The sequence below is a fragment of the Janthinobacterium sp. GW823-FHT06H09 genome, assembly GCF_058794735.1.
In genome coordinates this window covers 79,263-100,613 of sequence record NZ_JBXAHC010000012.1, presented here as the reverse complement: position 1 = coordinate 100,613, position 21,351 = coordinate 79,263, and the positions used below count along the sequence as shown (strand labels likewise).

20 protein-coding genes are annotated in these 21,351 nt (G+C 61.6%); 9 read left to right on the top strand and 11 right to left on the bottom strand.

What is annotated here, in order from left to right; all coding sequences use genetic code 11:
* The first annotated feature begins 5 nt into the window (after window positions 1–5).
* A complete protein-coding gene (locus AC1Q6X_RS20885; RefSeq protein WP_492498321.1) occupies window positions 6–2,000 on the top strand; it encodes a MacB family efflux pump subunit in 1,995 nt (664 codons plus the stop codon).
* A 191-nt stretch (window positions 2,001–2,191) separates the two neighbouring features.
* Window positions 2,192–3,181 (top strand): ABC transporter substrate-binding protein, encoded by a 990-nt coding sequence (locus AC1Q6X_RS20880; RefSeq protein WP_373632506.1) that lies wholly within the window; start codon window positions 2,192–2,194, stop codon window positions 3,179–3,181.
* Window positions 3,182–3,249: 68 nt separating this feature from the next.
* On the opposite strand, the gene AC1Q6X_RS20875 is transcribed toward AC1Q6X_RS20880, so the two are convergent.
* On the bottom strand, window positions 3,250–3,789 hold the full coding sequence (locus AC1Q6X_RS20875; RefSeq protein WP_492498292.1) for a hypothetical protein: 540 nt from the start codon (window positions 3,787–3,789) through the stop codon (window positions 3,250–3,252).
* Between the two features lie 331 nt (window positions 3,790–4,120).
* Here AC1Q6X_RS20875 and AC1Q6X_RS20870 point away from each other — a divergent pair, with 331 nt between their 5' ends.
* The 6 genes from AC1Q6X_RS20870 to AC1Q6X_RS20845 all read left to right on the top strand — a co-directional run bounded on the left by AC1Q6X_RS20870 (window position 4,121) and on the right by AC1Q6X_RS20845 (window position 11,576).
* Window positions 4,121–4,924: a cytochrome C assembly family protein gene (locus AC1Q6X_RS20870; protein ID WP_070288603.1), complete on the top strand. Its 804-nt coding sequence runs from the start codon at window positions 4,121–4,123 to the stop codon at window positions 4,922–4,924.
* Window positions 4,921–5,175, top strand: coding sequence for a PP0621 family protein (locus AC1Q6X_RS20865; RefSeq protein ID WP_070218586.1), 255 nt, complete (start codon window positions 4,921–4,923; stop codon window positions 5,173–5,175). The genes AC1Q6X_RS20870 and AC1Q6X_RS20865 overlap by 4 nt, the downstream gene beginning before the upstream one ends.
* A gap of 119 nt (window positions 5,176–5,294) precedes the next feature.
* Window positions 5,295–6,374, top strand: a complete 1,080-nt coding sequence (locus AC1Q6X_RS20860) for a sigma 54-interacting transcriptional regulator (protein WP_492498291.1) — start codon at window positions 5,295–5,297, stop codon at window positions 6,372–6,374.
* Window positions 6,352–6,963 carry a 1,6-anhydro-N-acetylmuramyl-L-alanine amidase AmpD gene (gene ampD / locus AC1Q6X_RS20855; RefSeq protein WP_070310136.1) on the top strand — a complete coding sequence of 204 codons (612 nt, stop codon included), beginning with the start codon at window positions 6,352–6,354 and terminating at the stop codon, window positions 6,961–6,963. Before AC1Q6X_RS20860 ends, ampD begins: the two co-directional genes overlap by 23 nt.
* A gap of 391 nt (window positions 6,964–7,354) precedes the next feature.
* Window positions 7,355–10,306, top strand: a complete 2,952-nt coding sequence (locus AC1Q6X_RS20850) for a ribonucleoside-diphosphate reductase subunit alpha (RefSeq protein ID WP_492498290.1) — start codon at window positions 7,355–7,357, stop codon at window positions 10,304–10,306.
* Window positions 10,307–10,424: 118 nt separating this feature from the next.
* Complete coding sequence (locus tag AC1Q6X_RS20845) at window positions 10,425–11,576, top strand: ribonucleotide-diphosphate reductase subunit beta (protein ID WP_070218582.1); 1,152 nt, start codon at window positions 10,425–10,427, stop codon at window positions 11,574–11,576.
* Between the two features lie 719 nt (window positions 11,577–12,295).
* Here AC1Q6X_RS20845 and AC1Q6X_RS20840 read toward each other — a convergent pair.
* Both AC1Q6X_RS20840 and AC1Q6X_RS20835 read right to left on the bottom strand, forming a co-directional pair.
* Window positions 12,296–13,030: a hypothetical protein gene (locus AC1Q6X_RS20840; protein WP_492498289.1), complete on the bottom strand. Its 735-nt coding sequence runs from the start codon at window positions 13,028–13,030 to the stop codon at window positions 12,296–12,298.
* A gap of 32 nt (window positions 13,031–13,062) precedes the next feature.
* Entirely contained in the window at window positions 13,063–13,431 is a 369-nt protein-coding gene (locus AC1Q6X_RS20835; protein ID WP_492498288.1) for a hypothetical protein, read from the bottom strand.
* Window positions 13,432–13,685: 254 nt separating this feature from the next.
* On the opposite strand from AC1Q6X_RS20835, the gene AC1Q6X_RS20830 reads away from it, so the two are divergent.
* Window positions 13,686–14,219 carry a YggT family protein gene (locus tag AC1Q6X_RS20830; protein WP_227742044.1) on the top strand — a complete coding sequence of 178 codons (534 nt, stop codon included), beginning with the start codon at window positions 13,686–13,688 and terminating at the stop codon, window positions 14,217–14,219.
* Window positions 14,220–14,289: 70 nt separating this feature from the next.
* Here AC1Q6X_RS20830 and AC1Q6X_RS20825 read toward each other — a convergent pair whose 3' ends face one another.
* From AC1Q6X_RS20825 to AC1Q6X_RS20790, 8 genes are all read right to left on the bottom strand, one after another.
* Window positions 14,290–15,228 (bottom strand): carbohydrate kinase family protein, encoded by a 939-nt coding sequence (locus AC1Q6X_RS20825; protein WP_492498287.1) that lies wholly within the window; start codon window positions 15,226–15,228, stop codon window positions 14,290–14,292.
* A gap of 11 nt (window positions 15,229–15,239) precedes the next feature.
* Entirely contained in the window at window positions 15,240–16,499 is a 1,260-nt protein-coding gene (locus AC1Q6X_RS20820; RefSeq protein WP_492498286.1) for a DUF3426 domain-containing protein, read from the bottom strand.
* A gap of 8 nt (window positions 16,500–16,507) precedes the next feature.
* Window positions 16,508–17,452 (bottom strand): 50S ribosomal protein L11 methyltransferase, encoded by a 945-nt coding sequence (prmA, locus tag AC1Q6X_RS20815; RefSeq protein WP_070222159.1) that lies wholly within the window; start codon window positions 17,450–17,452, stop codon window positions 16,508–16,510.
* Window positions 17,449–18,864, bottom strand: coding sequence for an acetyl-CoA carboxylase biotin carboxylase subunit (gene accC, locus AC1Q6X_RS20810; RefSeq protein ID WP_070222157.1), 1,416 nt, complete (start codon window positions 18,862–18,864; stop codon window positions 17,449–17,451). Before accC ends, prmA begins: the two co-directional genes overlap by 4 nt.
* A 101-nt stretch (window positions 18,865–18,965) precedes the next feature.
* On the bottom strand, window positions 18,966–19,430 hold the full coding sequence (gene accB, locus AC1Q6X_RS20805) for an acetyl-CoA carboxylase biotin carboxyl carrier protein (RefSeq protein ID WP_070222155.1): 465 nt from the start codon (window positions 19,428–19,430) through the stop codon (window positions 18,966–18,968).
* A 91-nt stretch (window positions 19,431–19,521) separates the two neighbouring features.
* Window positions 19,522–19,959 (bottom strand): type II 3-dehydroquinate dehydratase, encoded by a 438-nt coding sequence (aroQ, locus tag AC1Q6X_RS20800; RefSeq protein WP_034746628.1) that lies wholly within the window; start codon window positions 19,957–19,959, stop codon window positions 19,522–19,524.
* Between the two features lie 82 nt (window positions 19,960–20,041).
* On the bottom strand, window positions 20,042–20,596 hold the full coding sequence (locus AC1Q6X_RS20795) for a TlpA family protein disulfide reductase (protein WP_070222153.1): 555 nt from the start codon (window positions 20,594–20,596) through the stop codon (window positions 20,042–20,044).
* 19 nt (window positions 20,597–20,615) lie between these two features.
* Entirely contained in the window at window positions 20,616–21,254 is a 639-nt protein-coding gene (locus AC1Q6X_RS20790) for a hypothetical protein (RefSeq protein WP_492498285.1), read from the bottom strand.
* Between the last annotated feature and the right edge of the window lie 97 nt (window positions 21,255–21,351).

The following is a 21,351-nucleotide window of genomic DNA, read 5'->3' as shown; positions in this document are numbered from 1 at the left end:
GCGCGATGAACGAGGCCGCGTCTCTGGGACAAAGCGGAGAAGGCGGCCAGGCGGCGCCCCTGATCGAGCTTGCCGGCATCCGCAAGCGCTACGGCGGCCACGATGGCGCGCCGGCCGTGGAAGTGTTGCGCGGTTTGACCCTGGCTATCGGCGCCGGCGAATTTGTCGCCATCGTCGGTGCGTCCGGTTCCGGCAAATCGACCCTGATGCACTTGCTTGGGTGCCTGGACAGGCCCAGCGACGGCACTTACCGTTTCGCCGGCCAGGACGTGGCCAGCCTGAATCCCGATGAACTGGCGTGGCTGCGGCGCGAAGCGTTCGGCTTCGTCTTCCAGGGGTATCACCTGATCGCCACCGAATCGGCGCGCGAAAACGTGGAAGTGCCTGCCCTGTACGCGGGCATGCCGGCCGCCGCCCGCCACGCCCGCTCGGAAGCGCTGCTCAAGCGCCTGGGTCTCGGTGAACGTTTGGATCACCGGCCGAACCAATTGTCGGGCGGGCAGCAGCAGCGCGTGTCGATCGCACGTGCCCTGATGAATGGCGGGCGCATCATCCTCGCCGATGAACCTACGGGGGCGTTAGATAGCAGCAGCGGTGCCGAAGTCATGGCCCTCTTGGGCGAACTGGCCGACGCGGGCCATACCATCATCCTCATCACGCATGACCGCAAGGTGGCGGCCCAGGCGCGCCGCGTGATCGAGATCAGCGACGGCGAAATCATCGCAGACTCGGGCGCCATCGCCATTCCCGCCACATCGACGGCCCTGCCGCCGCTGGACATGTCGCGCGCCGCCCACGATACGGGCGCGTCGCTGGGCACGGAATTGCTCGACGCGGCGCGCGCCGCCTGGCGCGTGCTGTGGATCAACCGTTTCCGCACGGGCTTGACCTTGCTGGGCATCGTCATCGGCGTCGCTTCCGTGATCGTCATGCTGGCCATCGGCCTGGGCACGCGCCAGCAGGTGATGGCGCAACTGGGCGCCTTCGGCTCGAACCTGCTGTACATGGCGTCGCGCGGCGAAAGCTCGCGCATCCCCGGGCGCAGCATCACCCTGGCCGACCTCGATGCGCTCAAGGACGTGCCGGGCATTTCCCACGTGCTGCCGAATGTCACGGGCAACAAGGTGATACGCCACGGTAACCTCGACGTGCAGACCTATGTGCGCGGCACGGGGCCGGCCCTGCCGCAGATCCAGACCTGGCCCGTGGCCAAGGGCGGTTTCTTTACCGAGGAAGACGAGCGCGAGATGGCCACCGTGGCCGTGCTGGGCGCGCACCTGGCCGAAAAGCTGATGCCCGACGTGGCCAACCCCGTGGGGCAGAGCATCCTGATCGGCAACGTGCCGTTCCAGGTGATCGGCGTGATGAGCGCGAAAGGTGCGCTGACGGGCGAGAAGGATGAAGACGACGTGCTGCTGCTGCCGTTTTCCACGGCCGGCATCCGCGTCTTCGGCCAGCGCGAGCCGACGTACACGGTGATGGCCGTGGACGACGTCAAGCGCGTGACGGAGGTGGAGGCGGCGGTCGACGCCACCATGTTCGAGCGCCACCGCATCCGCGACTACGGCATCAGCAATGCGGCCGCGTCGATCGCCGCCGAAGCCAAGACGCAGGACAACATGACCATGATGCTCAGCCTGATCGCCGCCGTCTCGCTGGTGGTGGGCGGCATCGGCGTCATGAACGTGATGCTGATGACGGTGCGCGAGCGCACGCGCGAAATCGGCATCCGCATGGCGACGGGCGCGCGCCGGCGCGACATCCTGCGCCAGTTCCTCACCGAAGCCGTGCTGGTGTCGGTGGTGGGCGGCGTGGCCGGCATCGTGGTCGGCGTGACGGTGGCGGGCCTGCTGCTGGTCTGGGACGTGCCGGTGATCTTTTCGCTCAGCGCCATCGCCGGCGCATTTGCCTGCGCCGTGGTGACGGGGCTGGTGTTTGGCTTCATGCCGGCGCGCAAGGCGTCGGGACTCGATCCGGTGGTGGCGCTGGCGGGACAGTAACGCTTCATGCAGCCGGGCTTGCTGCTCCCGGATTCGCCTGTCTTTGCGCTGCTGCAACAGCGCCAAGGCAGGCTTTCCATAAAAAAGATTGCTCCTGACTCAACACACGGTACTATCTCCCCATAATAAGAAGCCGTGTTTCGCATAGCTGTGCCCTGACGGGCACACGTCAACCACCACAGGAGAACCCGATGCAGAAAAAATCAACCTTGAAGACCGGTATTGCCGCCGCCCTCATGCTGGCGTTCGGCATGGGCGCGGTGCAGGCCCAGGCGCAGGAAGTCGTGCGCCTGGGGAATTTGAAATTCGCCCATTACGGCGCCGTGTCGTACATCAAGGAAATCGCGCCCAAGTGCGGCATCAAGGTCGAAGAGCATGTCTTCGCCAAGGGCCTCGATGTGATGCAGGCGATTATCGCGGGCGAGCTGGACGTGGGCGCGACGGCATCCGAAGCGGCCATTTCCGGCCGCGCCGGCGGCGCGCCGATCTATGTGGTGGCCGGTTTTGCCAAGGGTGGCGCGCGCCTGGTGGCGGGCGCCGGGCAAAAGATCGCCAGCGTCAAGGAACTCAAGGGCAAGCGCGTGGGCGTGACGCGCGGCGGCATCCAGGAAGTGCTGCTGCTGGCCGAGCTGTCGCAGGCGGGCCTGACGTATTCGGAAACCAAGGGCAAGGACGTGCAGCTGGTGTTCCTCGCCTACGCCGACTTGAACCAGGCGCTGATGGGCAAGAATATCGACGCCATGATGCAGTCGGAGCCGCAATCGTCGCAGGCGATCAACAAGGGCTTTGGCACCGAAGTCATCAAACCGTACGACACGCCTATCGGCGAGCCCGTGCGGACCATGGTGATGACGGAAAAGTTCTACAAGGAACGCCGTCCCGTGGCGGAAAAATTCATGCGCTGCTTCGTCGAAGCGACGAAAACCTTTATCGACAACAAGGCGACGGCGGAAAAGTATGTGCGTGAAGTCGTGTTCCGCGGTCAGATCACGAAGGATGACTTCGACGACGCGATCAGCAATTCGCCGTATTCGTACGACATCTCGCCCGAGCATATCCAGGTCACCACGGACGTGATGGTGAAAACGGGCGTGGGCCGCATGACGAAACCGCCCGTGGCCAAGGACTGGGTCAAGACGGACTTGCTGGAGCAGGCGAAAAAGAGCCTGAACGTAAAGTAAATCAGGCAACCATTAAAAAAACCTCCGTGCCAGCGATGGCGCGGAGGTTTTTTTGTGGAGGCGTGGCCTTAGCGGGCGTTAAAACCCATCCAGCCTTTTTCCGTCTGCCGGAAGCTCAAGGTGTAGATGCGCGTCAGTTCATCGCCCTTCTTGAGCTGGCGGCTGATGATGGCGCCGTAATTGTCTTGCACGAGCTGGTCCGACCATTGCAGCAGGTTCTCGAAACGCTCGGCCGTCATCGCCGCCTGGCGCGCCAGCAGCGGCGCGGGAATCGCCTTCTTTTCCTGCTGCTGCATCCAGAATTCGCGGAACACCTTGTTTTCGCCGCCCATGCCGCGCGCCATCAGGCCCAAACCCATGGTCATGCCCACGGAGCCGTCCGTCTTGGCCTGCGCTTCGAGCTTGTCGGCCACGTCGGCCAGCAATTCCAGGTAGCTCACCTTGGCGCGCAGCACGGCCGAGCCCTTGATTTCATATTGCTCGTTCTCTTTCCAGCCATTGAGCTTTTCCAGCTTCGCGATGTCGAAGTACTCCTTGTACAGGTCATAGCCCTGGATCGAGGTACGGAAATACTCTTCGTACGTGGATTGTGACGGCGCATCTTTCATGCAGCCGCTTAATATAGTGCAGGCGGCCAGCAGCAGACAGGTCCAGGAAATTTTTTTGAAAGAAAACATGGCGATGGGGGCAGGTGGCGAAAAGTGAAAGATTGTTGCTCTATGGACATAATTATAGGGCTGGCTCATCCAGATGGCAACGTGGCCGTGACGCGGTGGCAGTGCGCCGCAGGAAAGATTGCCGAAATCTTGAGGGTGCGCCACCCCGCCGCGCCCGAGGCACGATATCATGGCAGGCTTGCGGTATCGGCTGGCGGCGAATTGCCTGCAGCCCATACTGTCGCTTGAATCGCGCTTGCCGGCTATGGTGTAAACTTAAACTATGCAGATCTATTTCTTTTTCATCGCCGCCCTGTTGTACGCGGCGTGCGCCGTGCTTCCCTCGTCCCGTGCCCGGCTCATTGCCGGCCTGACCGGCGTCGCCTGGCTGGCGCACGCCGCCACCCTGTGGTTCGACCTGATGGCGCCGGGCACCTTGCGCTTCGGTTTTTCCGCCATGCTGTCGGCCGCGCTGTGGGTCTCGGTGGGCGCTTACTGGATAGAGAACCGCAATTTCAGCCTGGATGGACTGCGCCGCATGGTCATGCCCAGCGCCGTCATCGCCATCGGCCTGGCCTGGGCCTTTCCCGGCAGCCAGGTCAGCATGGAAGGCAAGTCGGCCGTCTTCGGCTGGCATATTGCCGTGGCCGTGCTCGCCTACAGCACCTTGACGATCGCCGCCTTTCACGCCGTGCTGATGGCGCTGCAGGAATCGCGGCTGCATACGCGCAGCGAAAGCCGCGGCTTCATCGGCACGGCGCTGGACCAGCTGCCCGCCCTGCTGACGATGGAAAAGCTGCTGTTCCGCATGATTGGCCTCGGTTTTATTTTGCTCAGCCTGACCGTGCTGTCGGGCATCGTGTTCTCCGAGCAATTATTTGGCAAGGCGCTCAACTGGGATCACAAATCCGTGTTTACCATGCTGTCGTGGCTATTGTTTGCCGCCCTGCTGGCGGGGCGCCGCTTTCGCGGCTGGCGCGGCAAGACGGCCCTGAGTTTTACCCTGGCCGGTTTCGCCACCTTGTTGCTGGCCTATGTCGGCAGCCGTTTTGTACTGGAAGTGGTTTTACACCGAGGATTCGCATGACACGTGTTTTATTCTGGCTGGCGCTGGTGTTCCTGGTGCTGTTTGCTATCCGCAGCAAGATCCGGGGCATGCAGCAGCGCGCCCGCGCGCAGCAGCCGCCGAATCCGTTTGCGCCGCCGGGCCGGCCGCAGGAATTGCCCGATGCCGAGCTGATGCTGTGCTGCGCCCATTGCGGCGTCTACTATCCGGCCTCGGAAAACGTGCAGGCCAAGGGTCACGATTACTGCAGCCACGCGCACGCCACCGTGTAAGGGCAAGCGCGCAGCTTCGCGCGCGTTGCTCATCCGTATCGTAACGACCTCCGGCATTCGTCCGGCGTAGCATCTGCAGCAGGCGGTTCGCCACCGCCATTGCAGAAAGGCGCGCTCCCATGTCCAGTCCCCGCACCAGCCAGCAGACCGTGACCACCACCGGCATGCCGCCGGCGCCGCAACTGAGCGGTAATTCCTTGCCCATGCAGGCGCTGCGCGCGCAGATAAGCCGCATCGCCCGCTGCGGCGCGCCGGTGGCCATCCGCGGCGAATCGGGCACGGGCAAGGAACTGGCGGCGCGCGCCATCCATGCGCAGGGCGCGCGCGCCGGCTTCCCGTTTATCGCCGTCAACTGCGGCGCCATACCCGAAGCGCTGATGGAAGCGGAATTCTTTGGCTGCCGCCCGGGCGCCTACACGGGCGCGCTGCACGAGCGCCAGGGCTTGTTCCAGGCGGCCCATGGCGGCAGCCTGCTGCTCGACGAAGTTGACGACCTGCCGCTGGCCATGCAGGTGAAACTGTTGCGCGTGCTGCAGGAGCGCCGCGTGCGCAAGCTGGGCGGCAGTGCCGACGAAGCCGTCGACGTGCGCATCCTGTGCGCCAGCCAGCATGGCCTGGCGCGCGGCGTGGCCGCCGGCACCTTTCGCCAGGATCTGTTTTACCGCCTCAATGTGATCGAACTGGCGCTGCCGCCGCTGCGCGAACGGCGCGGCGATCTGCAGGTATTATGTGAGGTGATCCTGGCGCGCCTGTCGCCACGCCGGGCCGTGAGCCTGGCGCCGCCCGTGCTGGCGGCCCTGGCCGCGTATGCGTTTCCCGGTAATGTGCGCGAACTGGAAAACGTGCTGGAGCGGGCGCTGGCCTTTGCCGACGGCGGCGTGATCGCGCTCGACGGGCTGGCCTTGCCATCCGCGCCGGGCAGCATGCCGTTGCGGGCGGCGCCGGCATTGCCGGACTTGCCGGAACGGCAACTGTGCCTGCCCGGCATGGCGGCATATGGCGTGGGCCCAGTCCTGCCGCTGGACGTGTATTTGCGTCAGGCCGAGCGCGACATGATCATGCAGGCGCTGGTCCAGGCGCGTTATCACCGCGCGCGGGCGGCGCGTCAGCTGGGCCTGAGCGTGCGCCAGTTGCGTTACCGCATGCAGAAATTGACGATACAGGAAGAATTACTTGATGAGCGGATGGACGATAGATGAAGACGGCTGGTGCGACGGCGCGCTGCGCTATGACTCGCCGTACTGTGATGCGCGTCCGGACGGTGCGCAAGTCGACTTGCTGGTGATTCATAACATCAGCTTGCCGGGTGGCCGCTTTGGCGGGCCGCATGTGTCGGACTTGTTTACGGGCCGGGTAGATTATAATGCCGATCCTTCCTTCGCCGACCTGCGTGGCTTGCAGGTGTCGGCGCACTTTTTTGTGCGGCGCGATGGTGCGTTGTTGCAATATGTTTCTACTGATCAACGTGCCTGGCATGCGGGCGCGTCCGTGTTCGAAGGACGCCCGCAGTGCAATGGCTATTCCATCGGTATCGAAATGGAGGGCGCGGACGATGTGCCTTTCCAGCGGCGGCAATACCATGTGCTGGCGGCGCTGACGGCGGCGCTGGTGGCGCGCCACGGGCTGTCCCATGTGCGCGGCCACGAGCATATCGCACCGGGAAGGAAGACGGATCCGGGGCCGTTTTTTGACTGGCATTTTTATCAAGAGTGCTGGCTGGAAACCCTGCGCGGGCAGCCTGCGTTAGCGCTTACTTCGCGGGGATTGGGCTTTCCATCCATGCCCTGAAAAGTCAACCGAAATCGTATATGAAAATACAAAAAATTACGCCGACGGATGCTGGAAAACTATTGCATCGCCCTTCGATGGGCACTACAATTAGTGCAGAAGTTGGATATAAAGACTATATCTAGTGCCATCACAGACGTTTTCAGAATTATTATCAAAGCTACCCAGATTGCTGATAAAGCACTGGAACTGGCGGTTTATCACCCTTGATCATGTTTTGCGCCAGCCGGGCAGTACGGTGTGGCGCTATGGATACTGACCTGTTTTATGCATTATAAATTTACTATTTAGCAACAAATACCTGAAGAAACCCTGACCATCGGGCGTTCTATTCAACAACACACGCGGCAGCAAAACTGCAGGCTGACTTTAGCTGACAACGGGAGCTTCAATGCAATCACCACAAGATATTTCCATCCATCCAACGCCAGTATCGCCAGCGCCAGGCGCGGCCAACAGCGTGGCGAGCACGGGCGCGGCATTGGGCGACTATCGCATCATCCGCCGCAACGGCGCGGTGGTGGCATTTGAGCCTTCGAAGATCGCCATCGCCATGACCAAGGCGTTTTTGGCCGTTAACGGCGGCCAGGGCGCCGCCTCGGCACGCATCCGCGAACTGGTGGAGCAACTGACGGACGGCGTCGTCGCCGCGCTGGTGCGTCGCCATCCGGGCGGCGGCACCTTCCATATCGAAGACGTGCAAGACCAGGTGGAACTGTCGCTGATGCGTTCGGGCGAGCACGACGTGGCGCGTGCCTACGTGCTGTACCGCGCCAAGCATATGGAAGAGCGCCGCCTGCAGAAGGAAGCGCAAGGCGCGTCCGCACAAGTTTCCGCACCACAATTAAATGTCACCGACAACGGCGTGCGCCGCCTGCTGGACATGCAGGAAGTGCGCGACCTGATCAACGCCGCCTGCGCCGGCCTGGAAAAGCACGTCGATGCCGACGCCATCCTGGCTGAAACGGTGAAGAACCTGTACGACGGCGTGCCCGTCGAAGAGCTGCACAAGTCGGCCATCCTGGCGGCGCGCGCGCTGATGGAAAAAGACCCGGCCTACAGCCAGGTCACGGCCCGCATCCTGCTGCACACGGTGCGCAAGGAAGTGTTCGGCAAGGAAGTGCCGCAAGCGGCGGCCGCCGCCGAATACCTGACGTATTTCCCGCAATATATCGCCAAGGGCATCGCCGCCGAGCTGCTGAACCCGGTACTCGCCAGTTTCGACCTGGAGCGCCTGGCCAAAGCCATCGTCGCCGACCGCGACTTGCAATTCGGCTACATCGGCCTGCAAACCCTGTACGACCGCTACTTCCTGCACATCCAGGACGTGCGCATTGAAATGCCGCAAGCGTTCTACATGCGCGTGGCCATGGGCCTGGCGCTGAACGAGGCGGACCGCGAAGCGCGCGCCATCGAGTTCTACAGCCTGCTGTCCTCGTTCGACTTCATGAGCTCGACCCCGACCCTGTTCAATTCGGGCACCCTGCGCTCGCAGCTGTCGTCGTGCTACCTGAGCACCGTCTCCGATGACCTCGAAGGCATCTACGACGCCATCAAGGACAACGCGCTGCTGGCCAAGTTCGCCGGCGGCCTGGGTAACGACTGGACGCCGGTGCGCGCCCTGGGCGCCCACATCAAGGGCACCAACGGCAAGTCGCAAGGCGTGGTGCCGTTCCTGAAAGTGGTCAACGACACGGCCGTGGCAGTCAACCAGGGCGGCAAGCGCAAGGGCGCCGTCTGCGCCTACCTGGAAACCTGGCACATGGACATCGAGGAATTCCTCGACCTGCGCAAGAACACGGGCGACGACCGCCGCCGCACGCACGACATGAACACGGCGAACTGGATTCCCGACATGTTCATGAAGCGCGTCATGGAAAAAGGCGATTGGACCCTGTTCTCGCCGTCGGACACGCCTGACCTGCACGACAAGGTCGGCAAGGCTTTTGAACAGGCTTACCTGGGCTACGAAGCCAAGGCCGCCGCCGGCGAAATCCGCGTCTTCAAGAAGATCGCGGCGCTGGACCTGTGGCGCAAGATGCTGTCGATGCTGTTTGAAACGGGCCACCCATGGATCACGTTCAAGGATCCTTGCAACATCCGCAGCCCGCAGTCGCACGTCGGCGTCGTCCACAGCTCGAACCTGTGCACGGAAATCACGCTGAACACGGGCCCTGACGAAATCGCCGTCTGCAACCTCGGTTCCGTCAACATGCCGGCGCACATGAAGGAAGGCAAGCTCGATCACGTCAAGCTGGCCAAGACCATCCGCACCGCCATGCGCATGCTCGACAACGTCATCGACATCAATTACTACGCCGTCGACAAGGCGCGCAACTCGAACATGCGCCATCGTCCGGTCGGCATGGGCATCATGGGCTTCCAGGACTGCCTGCACATGATGCGCGTGCCGTTCGCCTCGGACGCGGCTGTCAGCTTCGCCGACACCTCGATGGAAGCCGTCTGCTACTACGCCTACCTGGCGTCGACGGAACTGGCCGAAGAGCGCGGCCGCTATGAATCGTACGCAGGTTCGCTGTGGGACCGCGGCATCCTGCCGCAAGACTCGGTGAAACTGCTGGCCGAAGAGCGCGGCGGTTACCTGGAAGTCGATTCCTCGTCGGTCATGGACTGGACGCCGGTGCGCGAGCGCATCGCCAAGTTCGGCATGCGCAACTCGAACTGCGTGGCGATCGCCCCGACGGCGACGATTTCGAACATCATCGGCGTCTCGGCCTGTATCGAGCCGACGTTCCAGAACCTGTACGTGAAATCGAACCTGTCGGGCGAATTCACCGAGATCAACGGCTACCTGGTGCGCGACCTGAAGGCGCGCGACCTGTGGGATGAAGTCATGATCTCCGACCTGAAGTACTTCGACGGCAGTCTGGTGAAGATCGACCGCATCCCGCAAGACCTGCGCGACATCTACGCCACCGCCTTTGAAGTGTCGCCAAGCTGGCTGGTGGAAGCGGCTTCGCGTCGCCAGAAGTGGATCGACCAGGCCCAGTCGCTGAACATCTACATGGCTGGCGCTTCGGGCAAGAAGCTCGACGAGACCTACAAGCTGGCATGGCTGCGTGGCCTGAAAACCACCTACTACCTGCGTACCATCGCCGCCACCCACATGGAGAAATCGACTTCCAAGACGGGCGCGCTGAACGCCGTGGCAGTCGACGGCGGCATGTCGGCCAGCGCACAGAGCGCCCAGGCAGCCGTTGTGGCGGCAGCAGCAGTGACCGTGGCGCCGGTAGTGGCAGCGGCGGCGGATGACGCCGATGGCGAAGCCTGCTATCTGCGTCCCGGTGATGACGGTTTCGAAGAGTGCGAAGCCTGCCAGTAAGATTTTAGTTGTCAGCCCAGAACTTCTGGGCTGATTCAATGTTGTCAATGTCCGTATTGTCCGATTCAACGGGCCTGTTGCGGATCGCCGGCTCGCCGGCATGGAAAGGAAGAAGAATATGTCGTTGTCTTGGGATGATGAAACCACGTCGGCAGCTGTGCCGCGTCCGGCGCAGCAAGCGCCGTTGGGAAATACCGATTTGAACCTGCCGGCCGGCGCCGAGCCGTCCGAAGCGAACGCCGAGCAAGTGGCGCGCCGCGTGAATGCCGACGACAAGCGCATCATCAACGGCAAGACGGACGTCAACCAGCTGGTGCCGTTCAAGTACAAGTGGGCGTGGGACAAATACCTGGCCGGCTGCGCCAACCACTGGATGCCGCAGGAAGTGAACATGCAGCGCGATATCGAGCTGTGGAAAAACCCGAACGGCCTGACGGACGACGAGCGCCGCCTGGTCAAGCGCAACCTGGGCTTCTTCGTGACGGCCGACTCGCTGGCCGCCAACAACATCGTGCTGGGTACCTACCGCCACATCACGGCGCCCGAGTGCCGCCAGTACCTGCTGCGTCAGGCGTTCGAGGAAGCGATCCACACGCACGCCTACCAGTACATCGTCGAATCGCTGGGTCTGGACGAAGGCGAGATCTTCAACGCCTACAACGAAGTCAAGTCGATCCGCGACAAGGATGAATTCCTGATCCCGTTCATCAACACCCTGACCGACCCGGCCTTCGTTACCGGCACGGTGGAAAACGACCAGAAGCTGCTCAAATCCCTGATCGTGTTTGCCTGCCTGATGGAAGGCCTGTTCTTCTACGTCGGCTTCACGCAGATCCTGGCGCTGGGCCGCCAGAACAAGATGATGGGCGCGGCCGAGCAGTACCAGTACATCCTGCGCGACGAATCGATGCACTGCAACTTCGGCATCGACTTGATCAACACGATCAAGATGGAAAACCCGCAGCTGTGGACGGCCGCCTTCCGCGAAGAGATCAAGGACCTGTTCATGAAGGCCGTGGAACTGGAATACGCGTACGCGGAAGACACCATGCCGCGCGGCGTGCTGGGTCTGAACGCGCCGATGTTCAAGGGCTATTTGCGCTTCATCGCCAACCGCCGCGCGCAGCAGATCGGCATCGAGCCGCTGTTCGCCCAGGAAGAAAATCCATTCCCGTGGATGAGCGAGATGATCGACATGAAGAAGGAACGCAACTTCTTCGAGACCCGCGTGACCGAGTATCAAACGGGTGGTGCGCTGAACTGGGAGTAATCCTTTTTCAGGCTACGCCAACAAGCGCCGTCATCGTGACGGCGCTTTTTTTTTGCGTGCGTGGCGGCGGAAAAATGCGTGCACCATCGGTGCATGCGACGAGGCCTGCGCCAGGATTTCCGGATGCCGCGCATGGCCGCATCGCACACCCGAAAAAGCTTTTCCGGAGACGCTGGTGGCGGCATTTGCCGCGCGATTGTGCGATAGCACGCGTATCGTGCAAAAAAGCGGGCGAAAACGTGTCGTGCCGGTTGCGCATTGACAAGGTTTTCGTGTACTTTATGAGATTGCAAATGCGAGCGTTAGAATGCGGGGTTTTTTAACCAGCGCGGTAGCGAAAAAACCTCGCAAAACAGGGATACAGATTTACACGGATATGCACAAAACCACACCGTTTTCGTCTGCCGCCGTGCCCGAATTTTTTCAGGCATGGCGGTTTTTTATTTGACGCATCGGTGTTGTGGCGAGCGCGATGCGAGGAGCGAAAAAACGCACGGCATCGAAAACGAATGACCGAATTCAGACTTTGCCACCAGCTGCGAGATAAAGCAGGGTGGCACCGACGATGGCTGAAGTGCTGCAAACGTGAGGAGTTGCAGCAGTTCAGCTGGTGCCGAATTCATTAGCGCAAACGACCGTTTGTGCCGATGAATAATTCGCCTGGCCTATCCCTGTGGTGGGTCGGACGGGTTTAAATCTTGTAGCTTAAATTTCTCATCTCAGATGAAGGAGAGACAAATGGCAACAGCCGCTAAGAAATCAGAAGTAAAGAAACCAGCCGCCAAGGCTGCTCCTGCCGCGAAGAAGCCGGCAGCCGCAGCGAAGACGGTTGCCGCTAAACCAGCTGCCAAAGCCGCAGCGAAACCAGCCGCAAAACCGGCCGCCAAAGCCGCAGCCAAGCCTGCAGCAAAAGTGGCTGCCAAGCCAGTAGCGAAAGCCGCAGCCAAACCAGCGGCCAAGCCGGCAGCGAAAGCCGCAGCAAAACCTGCAGCCAAGGCAGCAGCCAAGCCTGTAGCGAAAAAAGCCGCAGCCAAACCAGCGGCCAAGCCAGCAGCAAAAGCCGCGGCAAAACCAGCCGCCAAAGCAGCAGCCAAGCCAGCAGTGAAAAAAGCCGCAGCGAAACCTGTAGCCAAGGCAGCATCCAAGCCGGCCGCCAAGGCAGCAGTCAAGCCAGCAGCGAAAAAAGCCGCAGCAAAACCTGCAGCCAAGCCGGCCGCCAAAGTCGCAGCGAAGCCAGCAGCAAAAGCTGTCGCCAAGCCAGCAGTGAAAAAAGCCGCAGCGAAACCTGCAGCCAAGGCAGCAGCGAAGCCGGCCGCCAAAGCGGCCGCCAAGCCAGCAGCGAAAAAAGTCGTCGCCAAGGCAGCAGCCAAGCCAGCAGCCAAGGCAGCAACCAAGCCAGCAGCAAAAGCAGCAGCGAAGCCAGCGGCCAAGGTAGCAGCGAAGCCGGCGGCCAAGGTCGCAGCGAAGCCGGCAGCCAAGCCAGCAACTAAGGCAGCAGCCAAGCCAGCGGCCAAGGCAGCGGCGAAGCCAGCAGCCAAGCCAGCAGCCAAGCCAGCAGCCAAGGTGGCAGCGAAGCCGGCAGCAAAAGCGGCAGCCAAGCCAGCGGCCAAGGTCGCAGCGAAGCCAGCCGCCAAAGCAGCAGCGAAACCTGCCGCCAAGGTAGCAGCAAAACCTGCAGCCAAGCCAGCGGCCAAGGTAGCAGCGAAGCCGGCAGCAAAAGTTGCAGCCAAGCCAGCGGCCAAGCCGGCAGCGAAAGCAGCAGCGAAACCTGCCGCCAAGCCAGCCGCCAAACCAGCCGCAGCGCCAGTCGTGGCAGCCGCACCAGCAGCAGCGCCGGCAGCAGCTCCAGCGGCACCAGCCGCCGTGGCCGCCAAGCCAGCCGCCAAGAAGGCCGCGCCTAAAAAGGCCGCACCGAAGAAGGCAGCTCCTGTCGCCAAGCCATCGGCACCTATCGCACCTGTAGCAAAAACCGTGTTGGCACCGGCTGCAGCCTGGCCATTCCCAACCAGCACCCGCCCATCGTAATTCCAACGATACGGGTGCCTGGATGAGGCAACACGCCGCTGTGTGACTCAATCACACAGCGGTTTTTTTTTTGGAGAATTAGTCGTGCTGATCGTTATCCTTACATTGATCGTTGATACCATCGCCACCTTGCTGGGCGGCGTGTTGCTGCTGCGCTTCTGGATGCAGGCGGTGCGCGTGCGGCCGCCCTCGTCGGTGGCGCAATTCACGTTTCAATTGTCCGACTGGCTGGTGCGCCCCCTGCGCCGCGTGGTGCCGGGCGTGGGCGGGTATGACTGGGCCAGCCTGATCGGCGCCTTCCTGATCGTGCTGCTGGCCAGCTCGGTGCTGTTTATTTCCGGCGCTCCCGTCGAAGTGGTGCTGCTCAAGTCGCTGCAACGCTTCCTGCAATGGATACTCTACGGTTTCATGGCCTTGCTGATCATCGAAGCCATCTTCAGCTGGGTCAACCCGCATGCGCCGCTGGCGCCGTTCGTACGGGCCCTGAACGAGCCGCTGCTGCGTCCGATTCGCAAGGTGGTGCCGCTGGTGGGCAGTCTGGATTTGTCGCTGCTGGTGGCGCTGATCCTGTTGCAGATTGCGCAAGTGCTGGTGGGGATGATTATTGTGCTGCGATGATGGTGATGTGAGGGCGTAGGTCGGGTTAGCGTAGCGTAACCCGACATCCCCCACGAACCCGACCTACATATTAATAGCGGTAACCGAATGCCGCTTCGAACTGCTCGGCGATGCTCTCCGGCGTAAACACATGGTTTTGCGCGCCCTGGGTGGCGATCTTGATGGCGCCCAGCAAGCTGGCCAGACGGCCGCTGGTTTCCCAGCCCAGGTCGTTGGTGATGCCGAACAGCAAGCCGGCACGGTAGGCGTCGCCGCAACCGGTCGGGTCCAGCACTTCCTTGGCGGTCACGACAGGAATGTCGATGCGCTTGCCGTCCGTATAGATCTCCGAACCTTTTTCGCCACGCGTGACGATCAGCGCTTCCAGGCGGCTGGCGATGTCCGGCAGGGTCAATCCCGTGCGTTCCATCAACATTTCCATCTCATAATCGTTGGCCGACACATACGTGGCCTTGTTGATGAAGTCGATCAACTGTTCGCCATTGAAGCGTGGCAACTGCTGGCCCGGATCGAACATGAAGGGAATGCCCAGCTCGGCCAAGTCGGCGGCGTGCTTGAGCATGCCCTGGTCGCCGTCCGGCGAAATGATGGCGACCTTGGCCGGGCCTGCATTGGCGATCGGGTTTTCATGCGCGAACGACATGGCGCCCGGGTGGAAGGCGTTGATCTGATTATTGTCCGCATCGGCCGTGACGAAGCACTGCGCGTTGTAGCTGTCGGCCTTGATCAGGATGTTGGCGGTGGAAATGCCCAGCTTGTGCAGGCGCTCCAGGTAGGCGGCGCTATCTTGCCCCATGACGCCGACGATGCGCGGGTCGCCGCCCAGCATTTTCAGGCTGTAGGCGATGTTGCCCGAGCAGCCGCCGAACTCTGTGCGCATGGTGGGCACGAGGAAGGAGACGTTCACCTTGTGCAACTGGTCGGCCAGCAGGGATTCGCCGAAGCGGCCGGGGAATTGCATGATGGTGTCGGTGGCAAGCGAGCCGCAGATCAGCGATGTTTTGGTCATGATAGTGCCTGTTAAGGGTAAAAGATGGCGATATGGTAGCCAGACGCCGTGAGCTGGTCTAATGCAAAATACAGTTTGATGGTTTGTTCCGAGCGCGGCGCAAACCCCGTGTTCACGTCGATAGCGGCCGGCAGATAGTCGCGCGGCGCGATCACGCGGCGCAAGAGGGGCTTGTCGTTCGCGTCGTTGAGAATCAGTTCGATGCTGGGCCAGGCTTGCACGCTGCGGCTCTGGTTGCGCAGCAGCGAGACGTAGGAAAACGTCTGTTCCTTCAGGGTCTGCAGCTCGCCCTGCTCGATGGCCAACGCCTCGATCTGCGCCGGCAAGTCGACCTGGCAGCCGCTGAGCTTGCACAGCGTGACCAGGGTCGGCTTCCACTGCGGAAATTGCGCCGCCAGCGGATTGCGGAAGGTGGTCATTACCTGCAGGAATAATAAAAGCAGCAGTACCACCGAGCCGGCGGCCATGGCCACGCGCAGGGCCTTGCTGCTCTGTTCGCGGCGCCGGCCCTGGGTGACGAAAGCCGGTTCGTCGTCGGCCGGCGGCAGGATGGGTTCTTCCTGCTCATCGGCTGGCGCCGGCGCAACGGCGGCGGGCAGCGGCGTGAAGGCATGGTCGGCCAGCGTGGGTTCGCGGCGCGCGGGGCTGGCTGCGGCAGGCGCAGGCGGCACGGGCTTGTCCAGGCTGACTTTTTCGGTCGCGGGCGGCGCCGCTGCGGCGCCAGTTTCCAGATTCGGTTCGCGGCGGCTGTCGCGCAAATACGTGGCAAAGGCGGGCGCGTCATCGACCTGGCGGCGCTTGAAGGGCGCCATTGGCTGGGGCAACGGTGCTTCGGGCAGCTCGGCCGGTGTTTCTGCCGGTGTTTCTTCGGGCAGTTCGGGCGGTGCGTCGGCTGCTGCCTCTTCAGGCAGGCTGACGTCGAGGTCCAGCTCGATGTGCTCGCCATCGTCCGCGTCATCCTTGAGCTTCGCCGTTTCCGGCAGGATGCCAAACGGGTCAAACGAGGTGTCGAAGTCGAGGGAGTAGATGGGTTCGTCGTCCGTGGCGGACGGCAGGCTGTTGTCGGCCAGATAACTGCTTGACGGCGGGGCGGCAGTACCGGGAGCGGATGTTAAAAACGGCGATGCCGCGGCTGGATCGACCAGCGCGGCATTGCCGTCAAACACTTCCCTGCACGTGCCACAGCGCACGATGCCCCCACGTAACTTCAACTGGTCAGCAGCGACCCGAAATATCGTGTTGCAATGGGGGCATTTGGTGGCGAGGGCCATTGCTGTGCTTATGCACCTTCCGCGCGGGGCGCAGGCGCTTGCGTTGCACCCAGGCGGCCATGCAGGGCCACCCAGCCGTCTTGCTCGGCCCATACGCCCAGCTCGATGAATGGCGCGTAGGCAGCGGCCACTTCTTCCGCCTGGCGTGCCAGCACGCCGGACAGGATCAGCGCGCCGCCGTCGGCGACACGGCCCGAGAGCATCGGCGCCATCAGCTTCAATGGACTCGACAGGATATTGGCGACGACGATGTCAAACTTGGCCGTGGCGTGTGCCGACGTGGCAAACGTGTCTGGCAAGAAATATTCGATCTCGCACTGGTTGCGCTCGGCATTGTCGCGCGCCGATTCGATCGCTTGCGGGTCAATATCGACGCCGGCCACCGTTTGCGCACCGAGTTTCTTGGCCACCATGGCCAGGATGCCGGAACCGCAACCGTAGTCGAGCACGGTCTTGCCTGGGGCAGGATGGGCTTCCAGCCATTCCATGCACAAACGCGTGGTCGGGTGGCTGCCCGTGCCGAAGGCCAGGCCCGGATCCAGTTCCAGGATCAGGCCGCTTGGGTCCGGTGCCTCGTGCCAGCTGGGCACGACCCAGATATTCTTGCCGATGTGAATCGGGGCGAATTGCGACTGGGTCAAACGCACCCAGTCCTGCTCTTCCACGGGGCGCATGCTAAAGGCGGGCACTTCCGTCATGCCGACCGCTTGCGCAGCGGCGGCCACGATGGCGGCCTGGTCTGCGTCGACGTCCGTCAGCGCCACCACGCGGCTGCGTTCCCACGCCGCTTCCTTCGGTTCCATGCCGGGCTCGCCAAACAGCGGCTGCTCGGCATCCGTGCCTTCATCGGCGTCTTCCACCGATACCGACAGGGCACCCGCTTCCATCAACGCGTCGGACATGGCCTCGGCGTTGTCACGGGCGATTTCGATGACGATTTCCGTCCAGCTCATGCGCCCGCCTTGATTTCGGACTTCTTGGCGATGCTGGGGCTGCCGCCATTCAGGTTCTTGCCCAGGTCCGGCATGTCGGCCAGTTTCTGTTCCAGATAGTGAATGTTGGTGCCGCCTTCGATGAAGCGCGCGTCGATCATCAGTTCGCGGTGCAGGGCGATATTCGTGTTGATGCCTTCGACCACCATTTCGGACAGGGCGATCTGCATGCGGCGGATCGCTTGTTCGCGCGTGGCGCCGTAAGCGATCACTTTGCCGATCATCGAGTCGTAATGCGGCGGCACATAGTAGCCGGCGTAGGCGTGCGAGTCGACGCGGATGCCAGGGCCGCCCGGCGCATGCCAAGACACGATCTTGCCTGGCGATGGCGTGAACTTGAACGGGTCTTCCGCATTGATGCGGCACTCGATGGCGTGACCCGACAGCAAGACGTCGCGCTGGCGGAAACGCAGTTTTTCGCCGGCGGCGATGCGGATCTGTTCCTGCACGATGTCGATGCCGGTGATCATCTCGGTGACGGGATGCTCCACCTGCACGCGGGTATTCATTTCAATGAAATAGAACTCGCCGTTTTCGTACAGGAATTCAAACGTGCCGGCGCCGCGGTAGCCGATCTTGCGGCAGGCTTCGGCGCAACGGTCGCCAATTTTCTCGATCAGTTTGCGCGGGATGCCCGGCGCCGGTGCTTCTTCGATCACTTTCTGGTGGCGGCGCTGCATGGAGCAGTCGCGCTCGCCCAGCCAGACGGCGTTCTTGTGTTCGTCGGCGAGGATTTGGATTTCCACGTGGCGCGGATTTTCCAGGTACTTCTCCATATACACTTCAGGGTTGCCGAAAGCGGTGCCCGCTTCCGTCTTGGTCATCGCCACGGCGTTGATCAGGGCAGCTTCCGTGTGCACCACGCGCATGCCGCGTCCGCCACCGCCGCCGGCGGCCTTGATGATGACCGGGTAGCCGATCTTGCGGGCAATTTGCACGATCGCTTTCGGATCGTCCGGCAACGCGCCTTCGGAGCCGGGTACGCACGGTACGCCAGCCTTGATCATGGTTTGCTTGGCCGATACTTTGTCGCCCATCAGGCGGATCGATTCGGAGCGGGGGCCGATGAAGACGAAGCCCGATTTCTCGACGCGTTCGGCAAAGTCGGCATTTTCCGACAGGAAGCCATAGCCTGGGTGAATCGCTTGCGCATCCGTCACTTCAGCGGCGCTGATAATGGCGGGCATGTTCAGGTAGCTCAGGGTCGACTGTGCCGGACCGATACAAACGGATTCGTCGGCCAGCTTGACGTATTTCGCGTCCTTGTCGGCTTCGGAGTGGACTACAACCGTTTTAATGCCCATTTCGCGGCAGGCGCGCTGAATACGGAGGGCAATTTCACCACGGTTGGCAATCAGGATTTTTTCAAACATGGTAGGTTCGCGTATGTCTGTGAGAGCCGGCGAGCCGGCGAAACAACAAGTGTGAGGGGCTAAAACTGCAAACGGCCGTTGCCGGCCGTGTGGACTGGGTTTTAGCCGATCACAAACAAGGGTTGACCGAATTCGACCGGTTGGCCGTTTTCGACCAGGATCTGGGTCACGACGCCGGCTTTATCGGAGTCGATTTCATTCAGCAGCTTCATCGCTTCGATGATGCACAGGGTATCACCTTCCTTGACGGTCGAGCCCACTTCAACATAGGCGGCGCTGCCAGGAGCGGAGGAACGGTAGAAGGTACCGACCATCGGCGACTTGACCACATAGCCCGTTGGCTCGGCGGCGACCACGACGGCAGGTGCCGCAGCGGGAGCGGCGGCTGGCGCGGCTGGCTGGTATTGCGCTTGCATGCCTTGCGGCTGCATCATGACCATCTGGTTTTGCGGCATGGCCGACGATTTGACGATGCGAACCTTGCTTTCGCCTTCGGTAACTTCCAGCTCTGCGATATCCGATTCGGCGACCAGGTCGATCAAGGTCTTGAGTTTTCGTAGATCCATGTAAAACCCCTAGGAATGTAGTTTGTTTTATGAGTGATGCGGTGATGTCCAAGAGCCTATCGCCGCGCTAAATGCGTGCAGATCGCGTAGATTAACGTTTTTTAAGCGCAAAGTCGATGGCAAACCGATATCCATCGATACCTAGCCCGCAGATCGTCCCCTGCGCGATCGCGCTGAGAAATGAGTGATGTCGAAACGTTTCGCGTTGATAAATATTCGAGATATGGACTTCCACGAACGGGATGGCGACCCCGGCCAGCGCATCGCGCAAGGCAACACTGGTATGGGTCAGGCCGCCCGGATTGATGACGATGGCATCGATCCCTTCCGCTCGCGCGGCATGGATGCGGTCGATCAGCGCGCCTTCGTGGTTGCTTTGAAAGCAGACCAGGTCGGCACCGGCCGCCATGGCTTGCGCCATTGCTGCCTGCTCGATATCGGCCAAGGTGCTGGCGCCGTAGACCTCAGGCTCGCGCGTTCCCAGCAAATTCAGGTTGGGACCGTTGAGCAGAAGGAGGTTTTTTGCCATGTATGGAAGACCGTTTTAGCGAAAGTTCCGCATTTTGCCGCCAAAGATACGCATTGGCAAGAGAAAAAAGCACGCTCCGAATTTACAATTTATCCAGATCGGCGCGTAACTGATCAAATTTCAAGCGGCCCAGATAGGTCTTTTTGACTTCGCCATCGGCGCCGATCAGCACCGTAAAGGGCAAACCGCCCGTGGCATTGCCAAAATGGCGCGACAGGTCGGTGCCGCTCATGCCGGAGACATACACGGGATAGGCAATCTTGAATTTGCTGGCAAAAGTGGCAATATTGCTGGCCGAATCGATGCCGATGCCGATCACCTGCAGGTTTTTTGCCGCATAGTGGCCTTGCACTTCGGATAACTCCGGCATTTCTTCCACGCAAGGAGGGCACCACGGCGCCCAGAAATTGACCAGCAAATTCTTGCCTTTCCATTGCGACAAGGCTTGCGTGGCGCCCGCCGCGTCCGGCAAAGACAGCGCATACAGCTCGTTGACGGGGCCCGTCGCGCCTGGCGCGATCGTGGTCGTCAGCGGTCCCGCTGCTTTCGCTTTTTCCTTGCTTAAACCGACGTAGGCGCCCATGCCGCCAAACATCAGCGCGACGATGGCGCAGGCGATCCAATTCTTTTTTGTCATAACTTTATCTATATCAATGTTAGTCGGCAGCCGGCACGCCATCGGCAAGGCTGGCGGCCAGCAGGCTGCGCAGCCCGGCGATATCGGTGCGCAGCACCTTGCCGTCCGCCTTGGCTTTCAGCGCGCCGCGCATATCGTCGAGCTCATACATGGCGGCGTGCACGCCTTCGTTTTTCCACAAGAAACTGGCTGTCTCGACCGCATCATAACGCGCTCCCTTGAAATGCGGGCTTTCCGACATGTCGAGCACGACATTTTTATTCAGCAGGAAGATGTGGATTTCCTTGGCGCTCTCGGCAAACAGCTGCAAATAGATCTCGTCGTGGGGGCCGGCCGTGCCATTGAGCACGGGGCCGCTGAGCAGGGGATGAAATTGTTGCAACGCTTCCATGACCTGCAGCGCAATCGTGCGCAGCTGGAACAGCCGTGCCGGCTGGCTGTCGGCCAGGAACAGGGCATTGTATTGCCGCACCTGCTCCTCGATCAGGTCGTTGTCAGGCAGTACATTGGTCAGGTTCGGCGCGTCACCGAGGACTTGCCGCGCCGCCTTGCGCTTGGCGCTGCCATAGTCGGCGCCATCCTGCGCCACAAGGCGCGCGGCAGCGGCGGCGATTTCCAGGCGCAACTGCGCGCTATCGTCAAATGCATCGTTCGTCATGAGCGAGATGATACTCCGAAGCGGAAAAAGTCATGGCGTCAGGTAAAATCCTGCACTTGCTGTTTTTTATCTCACCGTCTTACTTACTTAAGCGTGC